General features: G+C 67.4%; 20 protein-coding genes and 3 pseudogenes. 11 read left to right on the forward strand and 12 right to left on the reverse strand.

What is annotated here, in order from left to right:
- Positions 1 to 44: 44 nt before the first annotated feature.
- From cynR to K9S39_RS09425, 3 genes are all read left to right on the forward strand, one after another.
- Positions 45 to 950 (forward strand): transcriptional regulator CynR, encoded by a 906-nt coding sequence (gene cynR / locus K9S39_RS09415; protein WP_248862872.1) that lies wholly within the window; start codon positions 45 to 47, stop codon positions 948 to 950.
- A gap of 994 nt (positions 951 to 1,944) precedes the next feature.
- A complete protein-coding gene (locus K9S39_RS09420; protein ID WP_248862874.1) occupies positions 1,945 to 4,233 on the forward strand; it encodes an MMPL family transporter in 2,289 nt (762 codons plus the stop codon).
- Positions 4,234 to 4,238: 5 nt separating this feature from the next.
- Complete coding sequence (locus K9S39_RS09425; protein ID WP_248862875.1) at positions 4,239 to 4,490, forward strand: hypothetical protein; 252 nt, start codon at positions 4,239 to 4,241, stop codon at positions 4,488 to 4,490.
- Between the two features lie 229 nt (positions 4,491 to 4,719).
- On the opposite strand, the gene K9S39_RS09430 is transcribed toward K9S39_RS09425, so the two are convergent.
- The 3 genes from K9S39_RS09430 to K9S39_RS09440 form a co-directional block, all read right to left on the reverse strand.
- The gene (locus K9S39_RS09430) at positions 4,720 to 6,966 is read right to left on the reverse strand and encodes a thiol-activated cytolysin family protein (protein WP_248862877.1); all 2,247 of its coding nucleotides are present in this window, start codon (positions 6,964 to 6,966) and stop codon (positions 4,720 to 4,722) included.
- Positions 6,967 to 7,048: 82 nt separating this feature from the next.
- Complete coding sequence (locus K9S39_RS09435) at positions 7,049 to 7,465, reverse strand: hypothetical protein (RefSeq protein ID WP_248862878.1); 417 nt, start codon at positions 7,463 to 7,465, stop codon at positions 7,049 to 7,051.
- Between the two features lie 30 nt (positions 7,466 to 7,495).
- Positions 7,496 to 7,882, reverse strand: coding sequence for an aegerolysin family protein (locus tag K9S39_RS09440; protein ID WP_248862880.1), 387 nt, complete (start codon positions 7,880 to 7,882; stop codon positions 7,496 to 7,498).
- A gap of 393 nt (positions 7,883 to 8,275) precedes the next feature.
- Between K9S39_RS09440 and K9S39_RS09445 the strand changes: the two are divergent.
- Positions 8,276 to 8,495 (forward strand): annotated as a pseudogene (locus K9S39_RS09445) (transposase); the annotation flags it as partial.
- 120 nt (positions 8,496 to 8,615) lie between these two features.
- Here K9S39_RS09445 and K9S39_RS09450 read toward each other — a convergent pair.
- From K9S39_RS09450 to K9S39_RS09475, 6 genes are all read right to left on the reverse strand, one after another.
- Entirely contained in the window at positions 8,616 to 9,551 is a 936-nt protein-coding gene (locus K9S39_RS09450; protein WP_248862882.1) for a 1-phosphofructokinase family hexose kinase, read from the reverse strand.
- A complete protein-coding gene (locus tag K9S39_RS09455) occupies positions 9,548 to 10,531 on the reverse strand; it encodes an ROK family protein (protein WP_248862884.1) in 984 nt (327 codons plus the stop codon). The genes K9S39_RS09450 and K9S39_RS09455 overlap by 4 nt, the downstream gene beginning before the upstream one ends.
- Positions 10,524 to 11,480 (reverse strand): SIS domain-containing protein, encoded by a 957-nt coding sequence (locus tag K9S39_RS09460; protein WP_248862885.1) that lies wholly within the window; start codon positions 11,478 to 11,480, stop codon positions 10,524 to 10,526. Before K9S39_RS09460 ends, K9S39_RS09455 begins: the two co-directional genes overlap by 8 nt.
- Positions 11,481 to 11,536: 56 nt before the next feature.
- Positions 11,537 to 12,418, reverse strand: a complete 882-nt coding sequence (locus K9S39_RS09465) for a carbohydrate ABC transporter permease (protein WP_248862886.1) — start codon at positions 12,416 to 12,418, stop codon at positions 11,537 to 11,539.
- Positions 12,415 to 13,368 (reverse strand): carbohydrate ABC transporter permease, encoded by a 954-nt coding sequence (locus tag K9S39_RS09470; protein WP_248862887.1) that lies wholly within the window; start codon positions 13,366 to 13,368, stop codon positions 12,415 to 12,417. The genes K9S39_RS09465 and K9S39_RS09470 overlap by 4 nt, the downstream gene beginning before the upstream one ends.
- Positions 13,369 to 13,440: 72 nt before the next feature.
- Complete coding sequence (locus K9S39_RS09475) at positions 13,441 to 14,718, reverse strand: extracellular solute-binding protein (RefSeq protein ID WP_248862888.1); 1,278 nt, start codon at positions 14,716 to 14,718, stop codon at positions 13,441 to 13,443.
- 249 nt (positions 14,719 to 14,967) lie between these two features.
- Here K9S39_RS09475 and K9S39_RS09480 point away from each other — a divergent pair, with 249 nt between their 5' ends.
- Positions 14,968 to 15,765, forward strand: a complete 798-nt coding sequence (locus K9S39_RS09480; RefSeq protein ID WP_248862889.1) for a DeoR/GlpR family DNA-binding transcription regulator — start codon at positions 14,968 to 14,970, stop codon at positions 15,763 to 15,765.
- A 77-nt stretch (positions 15,766 to 15,842) separates the two neighbouring features.
- Here the strand turns inward: K9S39_RS09480 and K9S39_RS09485 are convergent, their stop codons facing one another.
- Positions 15,843 to 18,584 carry an RICIN domain-containing protein gene (locus K9S39_RS09485; RefSeq protein WP_248862890.1) on the reverse strand — a complete coding sequence of 914 codons (2,742 nt, stop codon included), beginning with the start codon at positions 18,582 to 18,584 and terminating at the stop codon, positions 15,843 to 15,845.
- Positions 18,585 to 19,384: 800 nt separating this feature from the next.
- Here K9S39_RS09485 and K9S39_RS43340 point away from each other — a divergent pair.
- The 3 genes and pseudogenes from K9S39_RS43340 to K9S39_RS09495 form a co-directional block, all read left to right on the forward strand.
- Positions 19,385 to 19,521: pseudogene (locus K9S39_RS43340) on the forward strand (IS701 family transposase); the annotation flags it as partial.
- A gap of 657 nt (positions 19,522 to 20,178) precedes the next feature.
- Positions 20,179 to 20,520, forward strand: coding sequence for a DUF6191 domain-containing protein (locus K9S39_RS09490; protein WP_248862892.1), 342 nt, complete (start codon positions 20,179 to 20,181; stop codon positions 20,518 to 20,520).
- A 59-nt stretch (positions 20,521 to 20,579) separates the two neighbouring features.
- Complete coding sequence (locus tag K9S39_RS09495; protein WP_248862893.1) at positions 20,580 to 21,026, forward strand: DUF3995 domain-containing protein; 447 nt, start codon at positions 20,580 to 20,582, stop codon at positions 21,024 to 21,026.
- Between the two features lie 262 nt (positions 21,027 to 21,288).
- Here K9S39_RS09495 and K9S39_RS09500 read toward each other — a convergent pair whose 3' ends face one another.
- A complete protein-coding gene (locus tag K9S39_RS09500) occupies positions 21,289 to 22,236 on the reverse strand; it encodes an endonuclease/exonuclease/phosphatase family protein (RefSeq protein ID WP_248862894.1) in 948 nt (315 codons plus the stop codon).
- A 378-nt stretch (positions 22,237 to 22,614) separates the two neighbouring features.
- Between K9S39_RS09500 and K9S39_RS09505 the strand changes: the two genes are divergently transcribed.
- Positions 22,615 to 23,613: a YihY/virulence factor BrkB family protein gene (locus tag K9S39_RS09505; protein ID WP_248862895.1), complete on the forward strand. Its 999-nt coding sequence runs from the start codon at positions 22,615 to 22,617 to the stop codon at positions 23,611 to 23,613.
- A gap of 23 nt (positions 23,614 to 23,636) precedes the next feature.
- Here the strand turns inward: K9S39_RS09505 and K9S39_RS09510 are convergent, their stop codons facing one another.
- Positions 23,637 to 24,377, reverse strand: coding sequence for a ribonuclease BN (locus tag K9S39_RS09510; protein ID WP_319949548.1), 741 nt, complete (start codon positions 24,375 to 24,377; stop codon positions 23,637 to 23,639).
- Positions 24,378 to 24,625: 248 nt separating this feature from the next.
- Here K9S39_RS09510 and K9S39_RS09515 point away from each other — a divergent pair, with 248 nt between their 5' ends.
- Both K9S39_RS09515 and K9S39_RS09520 read left to right on the forward strand, forming a co-directional pair.
- Positions 24,626 to 24,982, forward strand: a complete 357-nt coding sequence (locus tag K9S39_RS09515; protein WP_248862896.1) for a PRC-barrel domain-containing protein — start codon at positions 24,626 to 24,628, stop codon at positions 24,980 to 24,982.
- Between the two features lie 19 nt (positions 24,983 to 25,001).
- Positions 25,002 to 25,412: pseudogene (locus K9S39_RS09520) on the forward strand (DUF5994 family protein); the annotation flags it as partial.
- Positions 25,413 to 25,570: the final 158 nt, after the last annotated feature.

Here is a 25,570-nt window from a genome sequence, read left to right on the forward strand (position 1 = left end):
AGCGAATAGCACTAGAAGTCATCGATGTCACCTATAGTTGCTCCATGAAGCCGGAACTGCGTCATCTGCGCTATCTGCTCGCGGTCGCCGGGCACGCCAACTTCACCCGCGCCGCCGAGGAGCTGCGGATCTCCCAGCCCACCCTGTCCCAGCAGATCAAACAGCTGGAGACGGCCCTGGGCGTTCGGCTGCTGGACCGCACCGGCCGCACCGTCCGCCTCACCGACGCCGGGACCGCCTACATCCACTACGCCCGGCGCGCGCTACGGGATCTCGCGGCCGGCGAGCGGGCGGTGCTGGATGTGCAGGACCTCTCCCGCGGGCACCTCCGACTCGCCGTCACCCCCACCTTCACCGCCTACCTCACCGGCCCCCTCGTCGCCGACTTCCACACCCGCCATCCCGGCATCACCTTGGACGTACGCGAGTTGGCCCAGGACCGCGTCGAAGCGGACCTTCTCGACGACCGACTGGACCTCGGCATCGCCTTCGCAGGCGCCCATCTTCCGGGCGTTGAGGCCACCGCGCTGTTCACCGAGACCCTCAGCCTCGTCGTCGGCCCCCACCACCCCGACACCGCAACCCCCGGCCCCCTGCCTGTCACCGCCCTGCACGAACGCCATCTCGCGCTGCTCAGCGGTGACTTCGCCACCCGTCGGCACATCGACGAACACTTCGCCGCACACCACGTGCAGCCGCGGATCGCGGTGGAGGCGAACTCCATCAACGCCCTTACCGAAATCGTCGCCCGCACCCCGCTGGCCACCGTCCTGCCCGACGCCATCAGCCGCGAGCACCCCCACCTGGCCCCCATCCCGCTCACCCCCGCACTCCCCTCCCGCACCGTCACTCTCCTCCGCCGCGAAAGCACCTACCAAAGCGCCGCCGCCCGTGCCTTCACCCACCAGACCACCCAGTGGGCGCACGCCCTGGGATACACCCTCGACTGAAGCCGGACTTCGGGGCACCACCCGCTGATGGGCTTCGCCGACCACGGCCGCGCGAGTCGCTGGCCGGGCTGAGCAACCCCGAGCTCATCCGCAAGTGTTCCGGACGGGAAACCGCGTTCGGGACCGGCCCGGCAGCGGCGGCTCTACCAGACGGTCAGTTCCGCCCAGGCGGAACGCAATGACACCAGTGTCTGCCAGTTGACACCCTTAGGGGCATCAGCCGGGGCCGGCACACCCGCAACCACCCAACAAACCGAAACGGTCCACCAGATGAGCTGACGGGCATCAGGAAAGATCGACGTTGGCCGGGCATACACCAGCAGAGCCGTAGACGCCGCCCTCGCGGCTCTTCGCATGTGTGGCTCGCATCAGCAAAGGTCGCGGCCATATCCACCAGCCGGCTGGTCGTCCTCTCTGACTGGCCTGGCCGCACGCACCTGACGGCCCAACAGCGCATCAGGGGATTCAGCATATGAGTTCATGCGATGGCTGACGCGGGGAAGGGCCAGCGCCGGGGACTTGCACCTGCCATCCGTCGAAACACAGCGGTGCTGCACTTGATGCAACGCTCGCCCACCCCTTCCGGAGCGCATTCCCGGGGCGTCCCTGGAAATGTTGATCGGAACCTCAATGAGTTACTGATGCCATATCAACTCACAAAGAACAGAGCCTCCCCCTCCCACCGCCACACACTGTTCTGCCGACTATAGCCGCCAATTGACAACTGTACTGGCGCAACAATCGCGACATGAATATTTAGCACTGCAGCTCATGTTTCGCCGGTCGGGCAGCCATCTCCCCGTAGGATCTGCCCGGCTTTGCTGTTAAGTGAGCTCAAGCGCCCGACTGTTCGGCTCCGACGGATCTGTGTATCGGCACGACCGGTCTTAGCGGGCGCGTAGTGGTAGTTCTTTTCATCCGAGCTGAGCCAGGACCTGTTGCCGCTGGCAAGGGGCAGGTATATCTGCTCGTCTAGCATTTTTGGGGTCTGTTCATGCCGCGTGACCGACGTCATGTCCCAAGGTCGCAGCGTGGACTGCTCACGGTGCCGGCGAGGCTGGCCTGCGGACGCCCCTGGCTCCTGCTCGCAGTCACCGGGGTGCTCCTCGTCCTCGCCGCTGTGCTCGGTGGCGGAGTCACCGAGCAACTGCGCCACGGCGGCGGCGAGGATCCGGCTGCCGAATCCTCCCGCGCGGCCCGGCTTTTGGAGCGGAATTTCCCGCGCAGTCGCCCCGATCTGGTACTCATGGCCACCGCTGAGCAGGGTGTGGACCATCCCCTGGCGGTGCGCCGGGGACGCGCCCTGACGGACCGGCTCACCAGCGAACGGGGTGTCCTTGCCGTCACCTCCTACTGGACCACCAGGGCGAAGTCCTTGCGCGCGGACAACGGGCGCGAGGCGCTCATCGTGGCTCGTCTCACTGGCGATGAAGGCGATGCCGTACGCGCCTGGGAACGGATCGCACCGCGGTATCGGGGAGACCACGGCGTCCTGCGGGTCCGGGCCGGCGGCACCGCGGGTATCCGCCACGTCATCCAGACCACCATCTCCGAGGACCTGGTCCGCGCCGAGCAGATCGCTCTGCCGGTCACCTTGCTGATCCTGGTGTTCGTCTTCAGAAGCGCCGTAGCGGCCTTGCTGCCGGTATGCATCGGGGCCATAGCCATCGTCGGAACCAATGCGGTACTGCGTGCTCTCGCGGCCATCACGGAGGTGTCGGTCTTCGCACTGAACATCACCACCGCATTGGGTCTGGGGCTCTCCATCGATTACGCGCTGCTGATCGTGCGCCGCTACCGGGAAGAGCTAGCGGATGGAAAGGACATACGCGCTGCCATATTCGTCACTTTGCAAACCGCAGGCAGGACTGTGTTGTTCTCGGCTGCAACAGTCGCCGTCTCACTCTCCGCGATGCTGAACTTTCCGCTTTACTTCCTGCGTTCCATGGCCTATGCCGGAGTGAGTGTGGTGGCCCTCTCCACAGTCGCTGCCCTTGTGGTGCTCCCCGCGCTGCTGACGGTTCTCGGACCGCGCATCAACGCACTTGACGCTCGCACACTCGTCTGTCGCCCCAGTGGCCGCCATGCCGCGCCCCGTTACATGCGAGAGTGGACTCGCCTGACCAACCAGGTGATGCGGCGTGCACCGTTCTTCGCAGTCGGCACGGTCGCCTTCCTCATACTGCTCGGAATGCCGTTCCTCGGCGTACGTTTCGGTACCTCCGACGACCGGCAACTTCCCCCTGGAGTTGAGGCTCGCATCGTCCAGCAGCAGATCCGCGACGATTTCACGGAGAATGGTGCAAGTGGAATCGATCTCATCACCCAGCGGGCTGACGTCGCCGATCTCACCCAGTTCTCCCGTCAGTTGTCCAAGCTCGACGGTGTGAAGCGGGTGGACGGGCCGACCGGACAATACAGCCACGGTTCACGATTCGGGCCTGGCGACCGATCGCGCACCTCAGGCACGACATCGTGGCTCACTGTGGTGCCCACTGCTGACCCTGCCTCAAAGGAGAGCGAGGACCTGGTACGCGCCATACGAGGCATGCGTGTTCAATTCCCGGCGTACGCCACGGGGATTGCCGCGGTCTCCGTGGACAGCCAGGCCGCCATTGGCACCCGTCTGCCCCGGGCAGCGATCTTCATCGCCATGGCGACGCTGAGTCTTGTCCTCTTGCTCACCCGCAGCGTTCTGGTGTCACTGCAGGCCGTGGTGCTCAACGCCCTCAGCCTCACCGCGATGTTCGGCGCCGTGGTATGGGTCTTCCAGGACGGCCACCTCTCCGGACTACTCGGCTTTACGCCGACCGGGTCGATCGATGCCCTGTTGCCAGTGCTCATGTTCTGCGTGGCCTTTGGGCTCTCGATGGATTACGGGGTTTTTCTGCTCTCCCGGATCAGAGAAGAGTTCCTGCGCACCGGCGACCACCGGGAAGCCGTACTTGAGGGAATGCGGCGAACCGGAGGAGTCATCACCGCCGCGGCCGTGATCCTCGCTGTCGTGCTGGCCAGCGTCGGCACATCGAGAACGACCAACACCAAGATGCTGGGACTGGGTGTCGCGCTGGCTGTCCTGGTGGACGCCCTGGTGGTCCGCACCCTTCTGGTGCCTGCGGTCCTGGCACTCACGGGTCGGGCAGCCTGGCGGTTTCCGGTACCGCCGCGGCGCCCCCCTGAGATCGGCGGCCGCGCTGCAGCTCGGCAAACGCGCATACCCGCACCGGACCCGCCGACCTCACTGAACCGACCAGAGCAATCCCCGAAAGTGAGGAATTCATAGAGTGGGTGCAGCTCGGCGACGACGGCGTCTTCGCTCTTGTCGAGCACGCTGAAGACGGCCTTGCCGATGCCGTAGTGACGGTGGAAGAGGCCGTCGGCCTTGGCCAGCGTGTGGTGGACGGCGTCGGCTGCGGTGTTCCGGACCGTGACAACGGCACCGGCCCGCACAACTTCCCGGATATCGGTGGCGTGACCAAGGTGCGGCGACCGAAGAACGTCCGAACGAAGGCCAACGCCGGCCCAACCGGTGTCTCATAGGTGGCCCGGCGTCAAGGCGTCGTGCACCCGGTTCGTGGAGTCGCAACGGTGAACCGAGATGATGGGGCCCTGATCGTGGCGTGCCGATGTTGACCGCAGCGCAGACGGGGGACGGGTGACGGAACCCGCCTGTCAGGCGGCGGCATTGGGCGGGTGACGGGCGGGCGATCCGGCCGGGGCGCGCGTCCCTCCGGGCACCCCGCCCGGTCCCCCGCCTCGGTCGGCTTGCTCAGCGTGCCTCGCCGATGACCAGGACCGTCGTCGCCCCCTCCCCCTCGAAGACGAAGACCGCACTCGGGGTCTTCACCCGCACCGCGCCGTCCGGCAGATCCGTCGCCCTCACCCCGGCCCTGAGGTGGTTCAGCGCGGCGGTGTAGTCGTGCCCGGGCACGGTGGCCGCCTCGAGGTTGTACAAGGCCGCCAGGACGTGAAGGCCGTGTTCACGTCGGTCGGCGGGCCGCGTGCCCGCCATGAAGCCCTTGCGGAAGGCGTCGCTCGCGTAGCGGGCCTCGTTGGCCGCCGCGACCTCCTGGTGGTACTTGGCCTTGTCCGGCCTGTTCGCCACCGCGTCGTAGGCCTTGTCCCGCAGCCTCGTGGCCATGATCACGGTGTTGGCCGAGCTCTTCTGGCTCTCGTACACGATGAAGTCCAGGGCCTGGTCGTAAACGGCCCGGTATTCCTCCCGGCTCACGACTCCCGGGAGACGCTTGAGGATGTCCTCGAACCTCTCCAGGTCGGTCTTCCGCGCACCGCCGCCCCGCCCGTTACCATAGGCCAGATTCGTCACCCGCAGCCGGAATTTCAGGCCGAGCGTCTTGGTCTTGAACGCGAAGGGCAGTTCTTCGGTCACGGTGTACTCGGACTCGTCGGCGATCCGGTGGAGATCGGGCACATAGGCCGCGTCCCCCATGTGATAGTCCTGCCCGTTCCAGGTCCGCCAGAGTTCGACCCGGAAGGGGTCGCCCTCGCCTTCCGCGCCGAACCGATGCCGTGCCTCGAGCGGCGGGAAGATGCTGCCGTCCTCGTCGAAGTAGCTCCGCTTTCCGTCGAGCGTCAGCCAGTACTTCCGGACCGGCGGCTCGGACAGGCCGAGAATCTCCAGCTTGAGGTCGAACCTGGCCGGCTCATAGCGGATGTCGTCGTACGTCGTCGTCTCGCTCATCCGCGCGGGAATGTTGGTGTCCAGCGTCTTGAGGACGAAGCCCATGGGGCTGTAGTCGGCGAGACTGGGCAGCTGGTTGAAGTAGTCGGCGAGCTTGCGGCTCTGGAGGAGGTCGTGAATGGGCTGGGCGCTGCCGCCGATGTTGATGAGGTTGATCTCCGCCTCTCGGTTGATCTTCTTGTACTTGGCCTCAAGCTCCGCGTCGACCTGCGCCGCACCGCTGTAACCGAAGTTGAGGGCGGCGGTGATGTCCGTGATGCTCTCGGAGGAGGTGAAGGTAAACATCAGGATCCTGCCGTAGGTCACCGACGCGACCACGAGAGGGGGATTGTCCACCCCGATACGGCCGTACTTCTTCAGCTCCTCCAGGACCTGGTAGGTGAAGGCCTCGTTCATCCAGGCGTTGGGCAGTCGGTTGGTGTCGCAGGAGGCCGTGAACGCCGACTCCTTGAGATAGGCGACGATCGTGTTCTTCTGCTGTTTGCGGCTGGCCTCGATCTTGGTGCTGCTGCTGAATCCGGAGTACGAGGCGGAGAAGCCGAAGTTGAGGGCGATCTCCTCGTCGCTGAACGCCTCGCGCATGTGGAAGACCTGGCTGCGGTGGCCGCCCGACACCCCCTGGACCATGCGCTTGATGGCGTCGGTGACCGTGCCGGTGTCCGGCTGGCTCACCACCTCGGAGGGCTTGGCCGCCAGGTTGTCGATCGTGATCCGCACCGGATTGCGCTGCTCGCCGGTGATGCCGATCTCCCTGAGCAGACCGTTCTTCGCGGTCTGCCCGGACACCAGCGCGCCGGGCCACAGCCCCTCGGCGTTCGGGTTGAACGTGATGATGTCGCCGGGCGTCCGGGTGAGGGAGTAGGTTTTGCGGACCTCGACGACGTAACCCTTGTCGGTGGTGATGTGGGTGACCTGCGTCTTGCCGTGTTGTCGCTGCTCGTCGGGCTTCTGCGGTGCGATGTGTTCCCACTTCCTGAGCGTGCTCAGGAAGTCGCCGAAGTCCACCGGGTCCTTGGGCTGTCCCGGCAGCACGTCCTTGACCTGGTCGGGGTCTCCAGACCTGGCGAAGGACACCAGCACGTATTCGCCCGGCCCGCGAGTGCCGTAGTCCGGGTCGACGATTTCGCCGCCGCCCGACGATCCCTCGCTCACCAGCTCCGGAAGGCCCTCGGCGGGAATCCACCACAGTTCCCAGGGCCCGGTTCCGGTGGCGCTCCTGCCGGTGCCGGTGGCCGGCAGGGCCTCCGGGACCACCCGCAGCCCCTGGTCGCCTTCCCTCGCCCAGACAGGCCCGCCGTTGTCGTGTTCCGCCACGGTCGATCACTCCTCGCCAAGAAGGAAGGGCAGCACCGGTGTGTGCTGCCCACTGGGACGCTTCTGGGTTCTGCGATACGTGCTAGCCGTCGGCGGATTTCCCCGGGCCGTTGCCGTTGCGGGTCGGCTGCTCCCGGGCGTCGACCACGGTGACGGTGATGGATTCGGTCTCGTTCAGACCGATGAATCCGTCGAGAGTGGCGATGATCTCCGGGTGGGAGGTCTCGACGTTCACGATGTTCGTCGTTCCGGGCACTCCCGGCATGTCCCAGCCGATCTTCACCCAGGCCGACTCGTCACTACCGACCTGATAGACGACCAAGCCCCTCACATAAGGGCTGCGGGTCTGGCGGATGACCTCGATCTCCTCGGCCTTCTTGCGTCCCGGAATGACCTCGGGGTAAACGACCCACCTGCCCAAGGGTAAGTCGGTGCTCTGCGGCCTCATTTCGTCGTACGCGAGGTTGTTGATCGTGCAAACGAACGGGGCTTCACTCACCGATGACTCCTTCCGCCGGTCGAATTGTGGTCACTTGATGCGGCCCACCGTGATGGTCACCGATTCCGTGCTTCCGCTGCCCACGAAGCCGTCCATGGGCGCAAGGATGTACTTGTTGGAGGGCGTCACCTTCACTGTGTTCGACGAACCCGCGACCCAGGGAACATCCCAGTAGATCTCCACCGTGGCCGTCGATTCGTCGCCGATCTGGTAGACGACCTTGCCCTCGGTCCCGGAGGAGCTGCTCTGCCGGCCGCTGGTACGGAACGCCTGCCGACGCTCGCCGGCCGGGATCTCCACGGGCTCGTGATTTCCGCGGTCGACCCACTTCCCCCAGTACAGCTCCTTGGATTTCACCTTGAGCGGGGAAGCTGTGAGGTTCTCGATGGTGCACACAAACACCAGGGTTTCAGCCATCGGCTCTCCTTCCAGGGGCGGATTCGCCGATGCTCAACGTAGGTGTACGGGCAGGCCGTCGTGTACAGCCGATCCGGCCACGGGTAATGGCCCGAACACATCAGGCCAGGGCGGAATTCGGCCGGGCCGGCCTGCGGGTTCGCTGCATACGGCGCGAATTTATCGATCAATGATTCGGCTGCCTGTAAGTGCGTGAGCCATGGTCGGCCCCTGACCTCTGGCGAGACGTTTCACCGGTCCAGTGGCCTGATGGCATGTGCCGGTGGCGGGCCTGCCACCGGCACATCCCTGATCGGCCGGGCAGGCCGTCTAGACGGTGGTGCCCTCTAAGGCGTGTCTGACGGCTCTTGGCCGGTGTGGTGGGTCTCAGGCCGTCGCGGGCAGGAGCCTGGCATGACGCGTCGGCATGAACTGACCAACGCTCAGTGGGAACGTATCGCTCCGTTGCTGCCGGAGGCCGGCATGCGGGGCGGGCGGTGGGCGGATCACCGAAGGGTGGTCAACGGGGTGCTGTACCGGACCCGGACCCGGATTCCCCTGGTGTGACCTGCCTGAACACTACGGCCCCTGGCAGAACGTCAATGAGCGCCCCGCTCGGTGGAACGCTGGAGGCGGTCCTGGCGCGCGAACGGCATTGATGATCTTCGTAGTTCGGGGTCGGCCAAGGTTCCGAAGGTGGGCCCATAGGCCTTCGTCACGGTGGAGGAACAGCAGGGCGGAGGCGACGACGGCGTCAGTGGTGGTGAGAGGCATGGTGTTCCTCCACGTGTGCGGTGGTGCGGAAGTGTTGGTAGAGGTCGGCGTCGTAGTCGCCGGCCAGGGGGCGGGGAACTGCCGCTGCGGAGAGGGCGACGGCATCGCGCAGCAGGTCGGGCCACGGCTGCCCGACGGACAGTCCGGCGGCGAGCGCGGCGACGCATGCGTCGCCGGCGCCGGTCGGGTTGCCGGTCAGCCGCTGCGGCGGGACGGCACGCCAGCACCCGGCCGGTGTGACGGCGAGCAGGCCGTCAGGGCCCAGGGAGGCGACGACGCTGCGGGCGCCCTGCGCGCGGAGTGCGGCGGCCGCGCGCAGGATGTCCTTGTGGCCGGTGGCGTCCAGGATCTCGGTGGCGTTGGGTTTGGCGAGGGACGGTCCGCCGCTGAGGCCGTCCAGCAGAGCGGGCCCGCTGCTGTCCAGGATCGTCGTGGCGCCCGCCTCCGTAGCGGTATGGATCAGCTCGGCGTACGCGTCGGAGGGCAGTCCGAGCGGCAGGCTGCCGGAGAGTACGACCACCCGGGCGTCACGTACGAGAGGGCCGAAGCGGGCCGTGAACCCATCCCAGGCCGCTGCGTCCGCCACTGGTCCGGCCTCGTTGAACACCGTGGCGTCTCCGTCACGGCGGGAGACCACGGTCATGGTGCGGCGGGACTCGCCGATCATCGGCACCAGTTCGTCCCTGAGCCCGGCCATGCGCAGGTCGTCGCGGATGAGTTGGCCCGTCGCTCCACCAGCGAGCCCGGTTACCACAGTGGGCACACCGAGCGCGGCCAGCACCCGGGAGACATTGACGCCCTTGCCGCCCGCGCGCTTGTGGATGACCTTGGTGACGCGGTGTGAGCCGTGCGGGACGAGCGCTTCGACTTCGTAGGTGACGTCGAGCGCGGCGTTGAGGGTGACTGTGACGATCACAGTGCCCACCTCCTCGTTCCGTCTGCCTGCTCGTGGAGTTCGGCGACCGGTTCGTGCGCGCGCTGCCATGCGAGGAGGCCGGCGCCCAGACAGCCGGCCTGATCCCCCAGGGCGGCTCGGACCAGAGACGGGCGTCGCTGGAAGGTGAGACGTCCGGCGAGGCGGTCGCGCAGCGGGTCGAGCAGCAGCTTGTCGGCTTGGGCGAGTCCGCCGCCGAGGACGACGAGTTCGGGCGCGAGGATCGCGCCGACCGTCGCGAGAGCCACGGCCAGTGCGTCAACCGCGCGGCCCCAGACGGCCTGCGCATCGCAGTCGCCGGCCCTCAGCAGCGCCGCCACGGCGGCCGCGCCGTCCACCCGGCGGTTGGTGCGGGCGGTGTAGTCGGCGGCGATGGCCGCGGCCGAGGCGATGGTCTCCAGGCAGCCTCTTCCGCCGCAGACGCAGGGCTTCCCATCGGGTTCGACGGTCAGATGGCCGAGTTCGCCCCCGTAGCCCCCGGCCCGTACGGGGTGCCCGTCGATGAAGACGGCCGCGGATATCCCGGTCCCGATGGCCAGGAAGAGCGCGTCCCCTGTGCCCCGGGCAGCGCCGATACGGCTCTCGGCCGTACCGCCGGCCCGTACGTCGTGCCCGAGGACGACCGGGAGTCCGAGCGCCGGCGTGAGCCGGTCCGTGAGGGGCAGGTCGCGCCAGCCGAGGTTGGCGGAGTACACCGCCATCTGGCTCTTCTCGTCGACGATGCCGGGCACCACCACGCCCACGCCGTGGACGGTCGCGCCCCGCGCGTCTGCCGCGTCGTACAGCTCGCGCAGCGTGGCGACGATGGCCGTCACCACGGTGTCCGGGCCCGCGCGGCAGGGTGTCGGCCGACGGGTCGTGCGCAGAGGCCGCAATGCGCGGTCGAGCACCGCCCCTTTCATGTTGGTGCCGCCGACATCCAGCGCGATCACGCAGTCCGTCGCGGCCCCGGCGTCACGCATGGGGCCCGAGAACGACAGACCGGGTGAGGTTGCTGGGACGGTCCGGATCGAGACCACGTGCCTCGGCGAGGAAGACGGCGAGCCGCTGAGCTCGGATCAGGTCCGCCATCGGGTCCAGGTCCGAGACGGAGGTCCCGGACCGGGCGACGTATGTCCCACCGACACGTACCACGTCGTCGGCCAGACCCTCCGGCACGCCACCGAACACCCACGTGACGCGCCCGGGACCGGTGACACTGATCGGGCCGTGGCGGTATTCCATGGTCGGATACGCCTCGCTCCACGCCCCGGCGGCCTCCCGCACCTTCAGCGCCGCCTCGAGCGCGAAACCACAGGTCCATCCGGTGCCGAGGAAGGTGAACTGTTCGGCTGCACACACCCCGGCTTCAAGCGCCGCGGTGACGGCCCGCTCCGCGTCGGTGATCGCCCGCACCATCGGACGCACTCCGGTCGGCAGGGCATCCGCCACCTCCAGGTGCCTGCGGAGCAGGGCGAGGGTGGCGGTGGCGAAACGGGTCTGGACGACCGACTCCTCGTCAGCGAAATCGAGCACGGCCACGGCGCCGGCCGCCGCGACGAGGGGGGTCCGAGGGGTGGCGGTGATCGCTCCCACCGGTGTCCCACCGCTGACACGGGAGAGCAGGTCCAGGACCTCCGTCGTGGTACCCGAGCGGGAGATCGCCAAGATCCGGTCGTAACGGCGGCAAAGAGGGAACTCGGAGGCGGCGAAGGCGTCCGTTTCGCCGTGGCCGCCGGCCTCCCGCAGCTCCGCGTACACCTGGGCCATGAACCAGGAGGTGCCACAGCCGACGACGGCCACGCGCTCGCCCTTGCGCGGCAGTACGTCACCGACGTGGGCGACGCTTTCGGCCGCGCGTCGCCAGATACGCGGCTGCGAGGCGATCTCGGTCGACGTACGGCTCTTGACCGGCCCGAACGACGTGGACATGGGGCGGACTCCTTCGTGGTGCGCAACGGGTGACGGCGACGGCCCTCGGGGCGGCGCTACTTGACGGATCCGGCGGTGAGCCCGGAGACGACGTGCCGCTCGATGACGGCGAAGAGGATGACGACGGGGATGATGGCGACGACCGAGGCGGCGAAGAGGTAGTTCCACTGGACCGTGTAGCTCCCGATGAAGTTGTTGATGCCCACGGTCAGCGGCTGCTTCTCCGGCTCGGTGGAGAGCGTGAGGCCCATGATGAACTCGTTCCAGGACGAGATGAACGTAAAGATCACCGCCGTCACCACGCCCGGCAGCGCCAGCGGCAGCGTCACCCGCATCATCGCCCCGAACCGACTGGTGCCGTCGACCATCGCGGCTTGCTCCAGCTCGGGCGGGATCGAGCCGATGTAGGCCGAGAGGATCCAGACGGCGAAGGCGAGGTTGAACGCGGCGTTGCACAGGATCAGCGTCCAGACCGAGTTGAGCATGTCCAACTGGTGGAACTCCCGGTAGAGCCCCACCACCAGCGCCGTCGGCTGGAACATCTGGGTGACCAGCACCAGCAGCAGGAACCACTTGCGTCCTCGGAAGCGCACCCGTGCCGTGTAGTAGGCGGCGGGCAGCGAGACCAGCAGCACCAGCACCGTGGCGCCGCCTGCGATCAGCAGCGTCACCTGGAGGTTGTCCCCGAGCGAGGACTCCTTCCAGACGTCGACGAGGTTGGACCACTCCAGCTTGTCGGGGGCGTACGTCCGATCGCGCAGCTCGTTCGCCGGGCGCAGCGCCGTGATCACCATCTCCAGATACGGCGCGAGAAAGACCGCGGCCAGCAGCCAGGCGACCGCGGTGATCACCAGCGTCCGGGGCCGGAAGTTCCGCTTCGGCGGCCGGACCTTCGGGGGCGCGGGCGGCGCGGTTGAGGTCGGGGGGACGGTCGTCATGAGTCCTCCTCGTTCCACCGGCTGACCTTGAGGAAGATCAGCACCAGCAGCACGACCATCGCGAAGTTGACCGTCGACATCGCGGCGGACTCCCCGATATCGGTTTCCTTGAGCTTGTACATGAACACCGTGCTGGTGGCGGTGTCGCTGCCCGGTCCGCCCTGTGTCATCGCCCAGATGATCGGGAACGAGTTGAAGACGTTGATGAGGTTGATCACCACGCCCACGAGCAAGGCGGGGCGGAGCAGAGGAAGGGTGATGCCCTTGTACGTCTGCCAGGAGCCCGAGCCGTCGATACGGGCCGCCTCGTAGACGTCGTGCGGAATGGTCTGGAGCCCCGCCAGCAGGGTGTAGGTGGTGAACGGCAGGGAGACGAAGACCGCGACGAACATCATCCAGGGCCAGGCGGTGCCCGGCTCGCCCAGCCAGTCCCTCGACCTGTCGATGATGCCGAGGTCGATCATCACCGTATTGAGGACGCCTGCGGTCCGGTTGAGCATCCACTTGAAGCCGATGGCGGTCATCAGCACGGACGCCGCCCACGGGGCGATCAGCGCCCAGCGGGTGATGCGGCGGCCGGGAAAGCGCTGGTTGAACAGCTGGGCGAGGCCCAACGAGAGCACCATGGTGACCCCGACGACCACCACGGTCCACAGCACGGTCCAGAGCAGGACGTGCCCGAAGTCGGTCTCCTCGAAGAGCTCTTTGAACTTGTCCGTGCCCGCCGAGCCGCGCACCTTGCCCGCGATGCTGATGTTCAGAAACGAGGTGCGGACCAGTTCAATGATCGGATAGACAACGACGGCGAGGATCAGCAGGATCACCGGGGCGATCCAGGGAAGCGGGCCCAGCCGGGCGAGGCCACCGCGCGACGCACGGCGCTTCGTCCTGGCGGGGGGCCCGCCCCGTCTTCGGCCGCGGGCCGGGGACGGCGGGGCTTTGATGGACACAGAGACTCCTAGCGGTGCGGGTTCAGCGATGAAGAGGGCGCCAGCGGCTGATCGGCCGGACACGGCCCGTCACTACTTGTCGGCGACCGCTTCCTCCGCCTTCTTCTGCAGGTCGCCCAGCACCTTCTTCGGGTCCTCCTGCGCCGCCTTGCCGACGGTCTTCTTCATCTCGGCCGAGACGACGTCCCAGGCCGGATCGCCCACCGGGTAGAACGACGCGTTCGGCAACTGCTGGAAGAACGGCTCCAGGTCTTTGTGCTTGCCGTTGGACTCCATCGTTTCGAGGGCGTCCTCGGTGACCGGCATGAAGTTGTACATCTCGTCGAACTTCAGCATCTTCTCCGAGTAGGTGAAGTCGAGGAACTTCCTCACCTCTTCTTTGTTGTCGCCGTCTTTGAACGCCATCATCCAGTCGGCCACGCCCAGCGTGGACTTCAGCGGCCCGTTCCTGCCGGGGATGGTGGTGACGCCGTAGTCGACCTTGCCCCCCTTGGCCATCCGGACGAGGCTCGGGTGGCCGTTGAGCATGCCGACCTTGCCCGCCGCGAAGTCCGCGAAGGCGGTCTTGCGGTCGGTGGTGGCCGGGTTCTCGTAGGTGAGGCCGGGCTTCACCAGGTTGTCCTGGAGCCACTTGAAGGTCTCCACGTTCCTGGCGCTGTCCAGCTGGTACGTGCCGTCGCCGTCGGTGTGGCCGCCGCCGTTGCCCAACTCCCAGATCATCGACTCGCCCTGGGCCTCCTCGGGGCCGAGCGGCAGTGCGTACGGGATGTCGGCGGCTTTCTTCGACTTGATCTTCTTGGCCGCGGCGGCGAGTTCGTCCCAGGTCTTCGGCGGCGCCTTGACGCCGGCCTCCTTGAGGACTGTCTTGTTGTAGAAGAGCACGCGGGTGGAGGAGACCCAGGGGATGCCGTACTGGATGCCGTCGACCTCGCCGGCCTTGGCGAAGGAGGGGATGAGGTTGGCGCGGGTCTCGGCCGAGGTGACCTCGTCGGCCTTGTAGAGCAGGTCGTCGGCGACCTTGTCGGCGTAGCCGCCGGTCTGCAGCAGGTCCGGAACGTTTCCGCTCTGGATCATCGTCTTGACCTGCTTGTCGATCTCGTTCCAGTTGATCACCTGGACGTCGACCTTGGTGCCCGGGTTCTGCTTCTCGAAGTCCTTGACGACGTCCCGCCAGTAGAGCTTGGAGGCGTTGGACGCCTTGTCGCCGTAGTCGGCGGCCACCAGCTTGATGGTGGTCTTGCCGTCGGAGCTCTCGCCGTCGCTGCCGCCGCACGCCGTGAGCCCCAGGCATCCGATGAGGACCAGGGCGCCCACGGCGCGGGCCGGGGGGAGCCTTCGTGGCTGCTTCATCTCGCGCTGTTCCATCTGACTGACCGCCTTGGTGACGTGTGACCGTTCACTGCGAACCCGGACTGCGCAGGTGCCGTGCACCGTAACTGGCGAGAATTGCTTGATGCAATGGCTCTGCAAACAAAAACATGCGTATTCTATGAGCAGCTTCGACATCCGTGGTCGACCCGGAAGGCCTGCTCGCAGCACGCCACGGTTCGGACTCTAGAGTCGAGGCTCAGTTCTGCGTCCCGACAAGGAGTTCTGCGCATGTCCAAGCGCGAGCGGTGGAACCGGCTGCTGGAGTCGCTGGCCGCCGAGGGCAAGCTGGAGGTCGATGCAGCGGCCACCGCTCTTGAGGTGTCCAGTGCCACCATCCGAAGGGATCTGGACGAACTCGCTGAGCAGCAGATGCTCGTCCGCACACGGGGCGGCGCGATCCCGCACGGGGTCTCCTACGAGTTGCCGCTGCGCTACAAGTCCACCCAGCACGCATCCGAGAAGCAGCGCATCGCCACGGCGACGGCTGATCTGCTCAACGACGGCGACGTGGTGGGCCTCAACGGCGGCACGACCACCACCGAAGTCGCCCGTGTCCTGGCGTTGCGGACGAACGGTGGCCAGGAAGCAGCGGGGGGCGTCGCCGCGCCGCTGTTCACCGTGGTCACCAACGCCCTGAACATCGCGAGCGAACTCGCCGTACGGCCGCAGATAAAGATCGTGGTGACCGGCGGGGTGGCCCGCCCGCAGACGTACGAACTGATCGGCCCGCTGACCGCGGGCGTGCTCAACGAGGTGGTCCTGGACACCGTCATCCTCGGCGTCAACGCCGTGGACCCGCAGCTGGGCATCATGACGCACCATGAAGAAGAAGCCAGCTTCAGCAAGCACTTCGCCGAACGCGCCCGCCGCGTCATCGTCGTCTGCGACTCGTCCAAGATGGGCCGCCGCGCCTTTGCCAGAATCTGCGCACTGGACGCCATCGACGTACTGGTGACCGACACGGGAGTTCCGGCGGACACCGTCGCCTGGCTCAAAGACGCAGGAATCGACGTCCGCGCCGTATGACGGCCGGTCCTGTCACGGCGGATATGCGATGCGCCGTGACAGGACCGGTGTCCATGCGCCGTGGTGTCAGGCCCGGTTCAGGACTTTCCGGCCAGCCAGCGTTGCTGCTCCTTTCCCGCGTCAGTGGCCTGTGCGAGGCCATCCCCGGTGGCGGTCAGCGCGAGGCCGCTGTGCTGTGCCTTCAGCGTCAGCCCGTCGCCGTCCGCGTTCTCGGTGACGGTCCAGCGCTGGTTGGGGGTCTTGTAACAGGGGAACTGGTTCACCTCGGTGCCGGTGGCCCGCCCGCTCCTGGGCACGTCGGCGCACAGGCCGCTGCCTGCGTTCTTCACCTGGTAGGTGCCGTCGCCGTTGTAGGTGAGCTGCCACTTCTGGTGGTCGGAGGCGGACTTCTTGCCCAGCCGCAGCCGTCCGTTGCTGGTGTCGCCGGGTGCTTCGAGCCGCCCGTCTCCGGCGGCGCTGTCCAGGGTGTACGTGCCGTCGGCCAGCGTGGGGGTGCCGCCGACGGAGCCGGCTCCGTCGACCGTGACCTCCAGCGACTGCCCGGTGGACACCTCGGCGGTCTTCACCTGCACGGTCCCGGTCCTGCCGTCGTACCACCAGCCCGAGTCGGCCGCGTCCAGCTCCTTCTTCGACCGCACCTCGGTCAGCCGCTGCCCGGCGGCAAAGACGCCGGACGGGGCCGCGTGGGTGTGCACGCTCAGGCCGTAGCGGCGCTGGGCGGGCTTGCCCGCGTACTCGCCGTCCAGTGAACCGACGGAGACCTTTATCTGGCCCCGCTTCCCGGCCTGCGGTGCGGTCACGTCGATCTTCTGGGTGGCGGACTTGCCGGAGGCGTGCTCGCGGGTGCGACCGTCGTCCTCGCGGAGGGTGAAGGAGTTCTGCCCCTCGGGGTAAATGTCCAGGTCGAGGCGGCCGGCCTGCTTGCCTTCGGCCCAGTCGGTCGTGCCCTCGGGAAACATCGGCACGATGGCCCCGGCCCTCACGAACAGCGGCAGGGTGTCCAGCGGCGCCTTGTAGCCGTCGATCGTCTTCCCGCCCTCGTGGACCTCGCCGGTCCAGTAGTCGACCCAGCGGCCCTTCGGCAGGTAGATCCCATCGCGGGTCTCACTGTCCTTGTAGACCGGCGCGACGAGGAAGTCGTCGCCGGCCAGGAACTCGTACTTGGCCTTGTCGCCCCAGGTGTTTGGGTCGTCTGGATAGTTGAGGTAGAGGGGGCGGGTGGGGCCGACACCGTTGTTCGAGGCGTTCGCCATGTGCGTGTCGAAGTACGGCAACAGCCGCTCGTGCAGCTTCAGGTACTTCCTGTTGATGGCGGTGTACGGCTCGCCGTACCGCCACGGCTGCTTGTCCTGCGGCTTCCCCTCCGCGTCCGTCGCCCAGCCGCTCATCGAATACGTCATCGGCAGGAACATCTTCCACTGCAGGTCACGCACGTACGTCTGGGCACTGCCGCCGTGGATGCCGTCGATGTCGCCGGTCGTGGCGTGCTGGCCTGACATGGTGGATCCGGCGTAGGTGGGGATCTGCCAGCGGATGTAGTCCCAGGAGCCGTGCTGGTCGCCGCTCCACATGGCGCCGCAGCGCTGGGTGCCTGCCCAGCCCGCGAGGGTGAGCACGTTCGCGCGGTCGAGGCTGTGCTGCTGGATGCCGTCGCGGGACTTCTCGCAGGCGTCGAGTGCCATGCGGTAGCCGGGGCCGACCCACTTGACGTCGGTCTTGCGCACTCGTACCCCGGCCTTGACCTCGGCCTCCTGCTCGGTCAGGTCGGACTCGGTCCACAGGCCCAGCTCGGAGCCGCTGCCATGCAGCATGTCGCCGGTCTGGGGCAGGTCCTCGTAACCGCAGCCGTAGCCGTCGTTGACCAGCATCCAGCCCAGCGGGATGCCGCGGCTGCTGTAGCCTTCGGCTACCTTCTTCGAGTCGCGGAGGGTTTTGCGCTTGCCGCGGTTCTCGTTGTGCAGATAGCAGTCGGCGTCGCCGACCTCCAGGGCGGACATCGGTATCCGCAGCGGGCGGCCGGTCAGCTCGGTGTAGCCGTCGATGGCCTGCTTGGCGTCGCCGACGAAGTAGTAGGCGTCGAAGCGCTGTTCCTGGTGCGTGGTTCTGACCGGGGCGCCGAAGTCGTACGAGCCGGGAGCGAAGGTGTTGCGCAGGACGCCGTAGCCCTGGCTGGAGAGGTAGAACGGGACGGCGTTCGGGTTGCCGCCGTCGTTCCACCTGCCGTTCCCGTCCTCCTCCCCATTGGTGATGTCGATCTTCTCGCCGCGGTGGCTGAAGCGTCCGTTCTGCATGCCGCCGCCGAAGAACTGCTCCTGCCCGCCCTGCGCCAGGGTCTGCACCGTGCCCGCGTCCGACCAGGCCAGCGGCTCGGCCTCCCGCCACAACTCGGTGCCGTCCGCGTCGGCCAGTGCCAGCGTGACCGGCGACTTGGTGACGGTCAGCGTCGCCTTGTCGGTCTTGATGACGTACGCGTCGTCGGATTCGGTGTGGGACGAGCCCGCGCCCTCGTAGTCGCTCTTGACGACGATGTCGGCGTCCGGGGCACCGGGCTTGGCCGGATCGTCATTGGCCGGATCGGTGAACTTCCCGTCCGGGGCGAGGTGGACGCGGAAGAGGTCGTCGTTGTGGAAGTCGATGCGCAGCTCCGCCTCCCCGGCGGTGACCGTGTAGGTGTCACCGTCCGCGGTGAAGCCCGTGGCTTTGCCGAGCCGGTCGCCCGCTGCGGGCTCGTCCGCGCCCGCGTACACCGGCACCACCACCGTGATCAGTGCGGTGGCCAGCGCGGAGACGAGCAGCCGTGCCCTGGTCTGTTTGTTCATGGGGGGTCTCCAGTCCGTCGACAGGGGTACGGAGATCCAAACCCTCCGGTCGATCGCAGTCAACACTTATGCTGCAACCTTTTGTTCTTTGATATCGGCAAGCAATCATGTTCCTGCATGTCGATCTTCGAATAGCTCGGTGGGGATCCGTGGCGCCGATGACGCCGACGTGGACGCTCACACGGCGCGCGTACGCCTGGACGGAGGGTGCGACCGCGGTCCGACCAGGAAGGCGGGGCCGGAGAGCCCGGCGGTAGAGGAACCACCCGCCCCCGTAGGGGAGTTGAACAGAGCGGCAGGTGCGTCCGTGCCGCCGCGCGGTCCATCCGCACTCGGGCGGGTCGCGGACCACGTGCCGAACACGTCAACCCACACGAGCCAACGCGCGTAGGCGCGTTGGATCTTCGCGCGCGCGTGCCGCGCAAGCAGCTCAGCGACCGGAACCGTGGGACACTTCGGCGTGTTCACGGTCGCTCACCTACGTCCGCTGCTTCCGCCCCGCTGTCGTTCCACGGCTGTCGTTCCACGGCGCCGCGCTCAGTGTGGCATCCTCCCCCTCGGCGACCTCGAACCAGACCGACACCTCCCGGTTTCGTCCTCGTGCCTGCCCCCCGCTTCGCGCAGTCACTCACTATCAGGAGGCCGCGCGCACCGACATCGCTCGGTCGCGGCCCTTTCACGCGGGGGATGCGCGCCGTCTGAGGGTGGTCCGTTACGCGGTCCAGGACGCGATGGTCCGTTCGGTCGGCCAGGCCGTGGAGCTGCTGGGCGGGATGCCCATGTCTCCTCCTCCGGCATCGGACGTCGCCAAGGCACCACGCCTCTACGACTGGGCGGCCGCCCACCTGCCGGCCATCGCGGACTTCGATGGCGACCAGCCACCCACCAGCGGTGGGTGCCGGCCCGCCGCAGCCTGGCCAGACGCGACGAGACCGCGCCCACGCCGGCCACCAGCGACACCGCTTCGAACACGCGCTGACCTGGTCCCGCTGGCGGCGGCGACACCAGGCGACCGCCCGCACGTGCCACTACCGACAGCGCACCGCGACGACACGTCACGAACCGCCATCACATGACGCGCCGTCAGCCAGATAGCCTCAGAAACAGCCCCCTGACCAGCACAGACACCGAAACGCTGCTGGAGTACCAGGTGTGCTGTCCGGCAGATCCACCGGAGCCGGCCTGCTCCCACGGCACTCCGCCATGCGGTGGATCTCCATGGCCGCACCTCCGCCGCATGGGGGAAGCGGATCATGCGCCGGCCCGATCCCTGCACGCTGCGGATCCAGCACAGTGATCCCATGGCAATCAGCGAGACGAGTCCAACGACGGCGGTCGAGGGAACCGAGCGGCCTGTGCCGCTCTGGGCAGAGCACATTGCCCGAGATTGGGAGCCACCCCTATCGGGTGACATACGACGCTGCCGGGATGGGTGGCGGAGTGTCTGTGCGAGCGGTCCACGCGCGGACCGCTGTCTGGAGCCCCGAGTATTCCCAGTCCGCACGTCCGATGAGAACGACGCCCACCCTTCCGCCGTTTCCCGGCAGTCAACTGTCCTGAGGACGATGAGGGACCATCTGTGACGATTTGGCTCATGTCATTCCCGGCGTTCGCGTGTCTACTGGTCCTGTTCGCCCTGGTGGAGAGCGCGTGGCGATGGTTCACGGGGCTGGGCTTGATCCCGTGGCTACACAGGCGCACGGGGCAGTCGTTGTCGAACACGGCCTTCGATGAATTCACGGCGGTCGTGAACGGAAACAAGACGGTGGAGCTGGAGCAGCGTCGGGTGGAACTGCTGCGGCGGGACGACGAGAGCGACGGTGCGCCGCCCCGCTCCAGCATCGACCTGACCAAGGGCACCGCGTTCCTCGTGTTGCCCCAGGAAGCGGACGGCCCGTGCGCTGACAGGCGCGATGCCCTTGAGGGCCGGCGGTGAAACGCGAACGGGAGGGAACGGGTGCAGAACCGTCCACGTCGTGGGGGCGTATCGCATGCGTGTGGGCGGCCGCGTTCGCCGGGGTGCACTTCTACTGGGCCGTCGGCGGTGATGTGGGGCTGAGCATCTCCGCCGGTCCGCTGGCCACCGAGCGCCCGCCGTGGTTCGTCATAGCCGGTTTGTGGGGTGTGGGTGTGCTCTGTCTCCTCGGCGCCCTGCTGGCATGGCTGCTTGCCCGGTGCAGGCTCCGGGGCGTTCCCGCTCTGCTGGCCAGGTGTCTGGGGTGGGGAGTCGGTGCCCTCCTACTGGCCCGTGGCATCGGTATCGAGGTGCTGCTGCTGACCAGCACGACGCACCTGGACCTCTCCGTGAGCGCGGAGCAGCGGGCCTGGACGCTGGCCCTCTGGAACCCCTGGTTCATCGCCGGAGGACTGGCCTTCGGCCTCGCCGCCCTCCGGTCCCGCAGGCATACCGACGCAGAACCGCTACCCCCGTCCAGAAGCTGATTGCTCCGCCAGCCAGCCCGCCACTCAAACAGCGGCGGGTCACACGCCATCAGACAGGGTGGCTCCCCACTTCGTTGCTGCACGTCGTCGGGTGGACGAGCTGCGGGAGGAAGCTGACCGTGTCCAGGCCGAACTGGCCGTGGCCGAGCGGGAAAGGCAGACCACGGCCCCAGCCTGGTGGATGTGTTCCACGCCGCCTTCCCGAGGCGGCGGTCGGTATCTGGTGAGACACCGTCACTGCTGCGAAGGCGGGCGTGGTCGCTCAGAGGTGGAAGGTGGTGAGGACGGCCAGGTGGTCGGAGGGCCAGCCCGAGCCGCCCCCGAAGGTGTGGGACGTGACGGGCTTCAGCGAGCCGCCCTTGTGCAGGATGAAGTCGATGCGGTCCTGAGGCTCCGGTTTGTTGCCGTAGTCACTGTTCTTCTTCGTCACGGGAGACCAGGTGTTCCCCGGCACCTTCGCAGGGCTCGGGTGCAGCTCACGGTAGGAGTCCTTGAACCCCTTGTCCGAGAAGACCTTGGTCGCGGGCCATTCGACCGCCGAGTTGCAGTGCTTGGCCTTGGTCCCCTCGGTCCAGTCCAGGTGGGAGGGCGTGTTGAAGTCTCCCGCGACGATCGCCGGTGCCGAGCCGGTCCACTCCGCTATGTCCTGGGCCTGGGCCTTGCGGCTCGCCTCGTCCGCGTAGATCTGCTGGTAGCCGTCCTCGTCGAAGCAGGCGTTGTACGGGCCGTACTTCGTGTAGTCGAGGTGAATCGAGTACACCCACACGCCCTGGATCTTCGCGGCGATCGCCTTCGCTCCGGAGGACTTCTTCGAGAACGAGTCGGTCTTTTCGATCGGCTTCTTGCTGATGACATCGACGTCCGTGCCGCTGGCCGTGTGGTACTTCCACCCCAGTTTGCCCGCGATCTCCTTGGCGACCGGGCTGGAGGATTCCTGCAGGGCGACGATGTCGGCGCCGGAAGACTTGACCTGGTGTGCGATCTTGTTGACCCCGTCCGAGACCTTCGCGCCACCGTGCCAGGTGTTCAGACTCATGACCTTCAGGGACTGCGCGGACGAGTCCCCGCTCGTGCCGGCCCCACCGGTGGAGGCCGCCACCGCGGTCGCTGCCACGGCCAGTGCCGCCACTCCGCCGGTCAGGCCGAAGACGAGTCGCCGCTTGTTCCTCGCGTAGTTCGGGTCGTCCGAGTGCTTCGCGCTCTCGCTCACGTGGTGCTCGTTCCTCTCGTATGCCGGAAGAACCGGCAGGTGTGGGGGAAGGAGCCGGGCGACGGCCACTCCATCACCCATGAGGCTCCCGTCCGGCGCCTCTTGCCGGACGCCGGAGACCTAAACCGGCTCCCCCGCCCGGCAAGGCGGTCTATTACAGGGCTGTGACAACGCAACCGCGCTTCATCCGGCAGCTCGCGCGAATAGCCGCGATCAGCGGGTTGACGTGGGCTTGGCCAGGGTCGTCATGGAGGTCCATGAACACCCTTCCCGAGCGCCGGGCGCCGAGCGACACCCGCGTACCGCGGCCACGACCCCGGCAGCACGTACCGGATGCCACTTCTGGCGTCTTGGATACGCTGAGATCAGGTGTTCATCATGGACTGGCCGACAAAGCTTCCGGTGATCGCACGGCTGATGCGTACGCATATGTGGCGATCGTGCGAGCGACTGGTCACGGTCCACTGGGCTCAGCTCGCCGCCGCCATCACCTTCACCAGTTTCATCGCGCTTTTCCCCCTGATAACCGTCGGGGCGGCTATCGGCGCCAAGCTGCTGAGCGACGACCAGCTCGGGACACTCCAGAACGAGATCGCCGAGCAGGCGCCGGGCCTTTCCAGCCTGCTCGACCTGGACAGCCTCGTCGCGCACGCGGGAACCGTCGGGCTCATCGCGGGCGCGCTGCTGCTCGTGATCGGCATCAACTGGGTCGGCCACCTGCGCGGGGGCCTGCGCGCGGTATGGCAGAGGGAACAGGCCCCGGGAAATCCGTTCCTGCTCAAGCTCAGGGATGCCGGTGTGCTGGTCGGGCTCGGCGCGGTCGGGCTGGTCGCGATCGGCAGTTCGGTGTTCGCGAACGCTGCGGTCGGCTGGACCGCCGACAGGGTCGGGATAGAGGGCGGGGCAGGTCGGGTGCTGCTGTTCTTGGGCGGCCTGGGCACCGCCCTGCTCGTCGACTTCCTGCTGTTGATCTACCTGCTCACCCGGCTGCCGCGGGTCCATCCCGGCCGACGTGCGGTCGTGGTCGCCGGTCTGATCGGTGCCGTCGGCTTCGAACTGCTCCAACTGCTGCTGACCGGCTACTTGCAGGGCGTCGCGGTGAAGAGCATGTACGGCGCCTTCGCTGTGCCGGTCGCCGTCCTCCTGTGGATCAACCTCGTGGCCAGGCTGCTGCTGTTCTGCGCCGCTTGGACCGCGACAGCGGTGCAGTCCAGCGAAACAGCTGCGGATGAGGCCCTTGGGCCCGGGATCAGCCCCGCAGTCGGGGACCCACCACAGCGTCGTAGGCCAACGGAGGCGCACCAGCAGCACCGCGCCACCGAACGGCGCCTCCAGCGCGCGGCCCGTGATGCCGAGCGCCGTAGCGAATCAAAGTAGCGACTCATGTGTTCGACCCGCCCTCACCTGCGCCGCTTCAGCGCGTGTGACAGGCGCGGCAACTCCCCGTGCAGAACGCGGCCCACCGGCGCACCGCCGAAGACAACAACGCCCACGCCGACCAGCCAGGACCGGATGACCAGAACGGTTCCGAACGCGCCGTAGGTGACAGCGTTGGATGCGATCAACGGCGAGAAGACGAGCCGGGAGAAGCCCCTGAGACCGAGCGACCCGATCACGATGGCCACCGCGCCGGGCAGGGCACGCCGGGCAACCCGCCCGCCGAGCAGCGTCCGTTGCGACCACCAGAAGAACAAGATGGCGCTCAGCGACGCGGCGAACCCACCGGCCGGGCCACTTGCAGCGGCGTCGTGGTCGCGGAGACGAAGAGGTATCCCGTGAGGACGCCGAACCACACCAACATGCCGCCACCTGGCCCACCAGCGAGCCGACGGAAGATCCCAGACCCTCTCATAGCCGGTCTGCACCGCCGCCCCGAAGGTCAGGCCGAAGACGGTGAGGGCAGCGATGCCGAACGCGGTCGTGGTCTGCAGTGCCTGGCCGGGCAGGGTGAACAGTTCCTCGACCTCCTCTCCGGAGGCCGTGGACACGTCGAGCCCTTCGCCGAGCCAATGCGCAATCCCCTGCCCGTGCTCGGGATCGACCGAGGAGACAATGATCAGTAGCGGCACCAACGTGAGGAATCCGAGCGCAGCGAGCCCAGGGAACGCGGCAACAGTTCGAGATCGCTGCTCCGTCTCCATCCGCCTCCGACAAGTGAACGGCTGATTACCCGGTGTAGCCGCCCGAACAGAGATGGACGGCCTGTTGTGCTGGAGGGCTGCGTCGGCATGCCTGTCGACTACCACGGTAGATACCGTCACCGCGCGAGGGTGCGACGCAGGGATTCCCCAATACCCTGGAAGGGCAAAGGGCTACCGGTCCCGGCGGTGCGGCGACTACTCGTGGACGGCTCGCACCCGCCCGGGGGAACGGCTCAGGAGGATAAGCCATGATCCATGCAGCCGATGTCCGTGAGTGGCGCAACCACAACGTCCTCGACCCGAAGGGCCACAAGATCGGCGTGCTCGAAGCGATCTACGTGGATACCACCACCGACGAACCGGCCATGGCCACGGTCCGGGCCGGACTCCCCACCCGTCACCGCCTGGCCTTCGTCCCCCTCGACGACGCGACCCTCGGGCCGGACTACGTCAAGGTCTCCTACGCCAAGGCGCTGGTGAAGAAGGCGCCTTCGGTCGGTATGGATGACATCCTGCCCGCCGAGGCAGAGGAAGCGATCTTCCAGCACTACGACATGACCTACCAGGCGGGCGCAGGCGGCGAGCGGCAACTCGCGCGCCGCTGACCACCCATGCTCAGCCCAACGTCGAAGACGAGCCATGACCGACGTGCTGGACGCGCGCTGGGGCCGGATCACTCATGTCACGGTGAACCCGACTCGCTGGCCCGTGGTGCCGCGAAAGATGCCGGTGACCGGGCATACGGTGCACGTGGGCTGGTTCGCCGAAGAGCAGGCCCCGAACAGGCTGGTCCTCCTCTCCTGCACCGCGGGTCGCTGGGACCTGCTGGTGATCCCGCCGGAGACCGGCGCTGCCGCCGCCGCCCGGCTGATGTCCGCCGCGGCCACTCCCGGCGGCCTCCGCACCGCCAGCGCGCTGATGGCGAGCGAGGACACCACCTGCGAGGATCCGGACGGCGGAGCCGCCCGAGCCGCCCGGAAAAGGTCGGTGTCATCTGCGGCCCTCCACCTCACGTGCACGCTCACGCGTGACTGATCGACACAACGGCACGCGGGCGGGATCCGTGAGTTCACGTCCGTGGACATGGTCTGCAGCGAACACGGTTCCAGCGCTCCGCCTTGCCGGGACTCGGTACGCGTGCCCTGCCGCGATCGGGCTTCTCGGGCGGGAGCATCGGCTCTTGGACGCTCCCG

The organism is Streptomyces halobius, assembly GCF_023277745.1.
GTDB classification, from domain to species: domain Bacteria; phylum Actinomycetota; class Actinomycetes; order Streptomycetales; family Streptomycetaceae; genus Streptomyces; species Streptomyces halobius.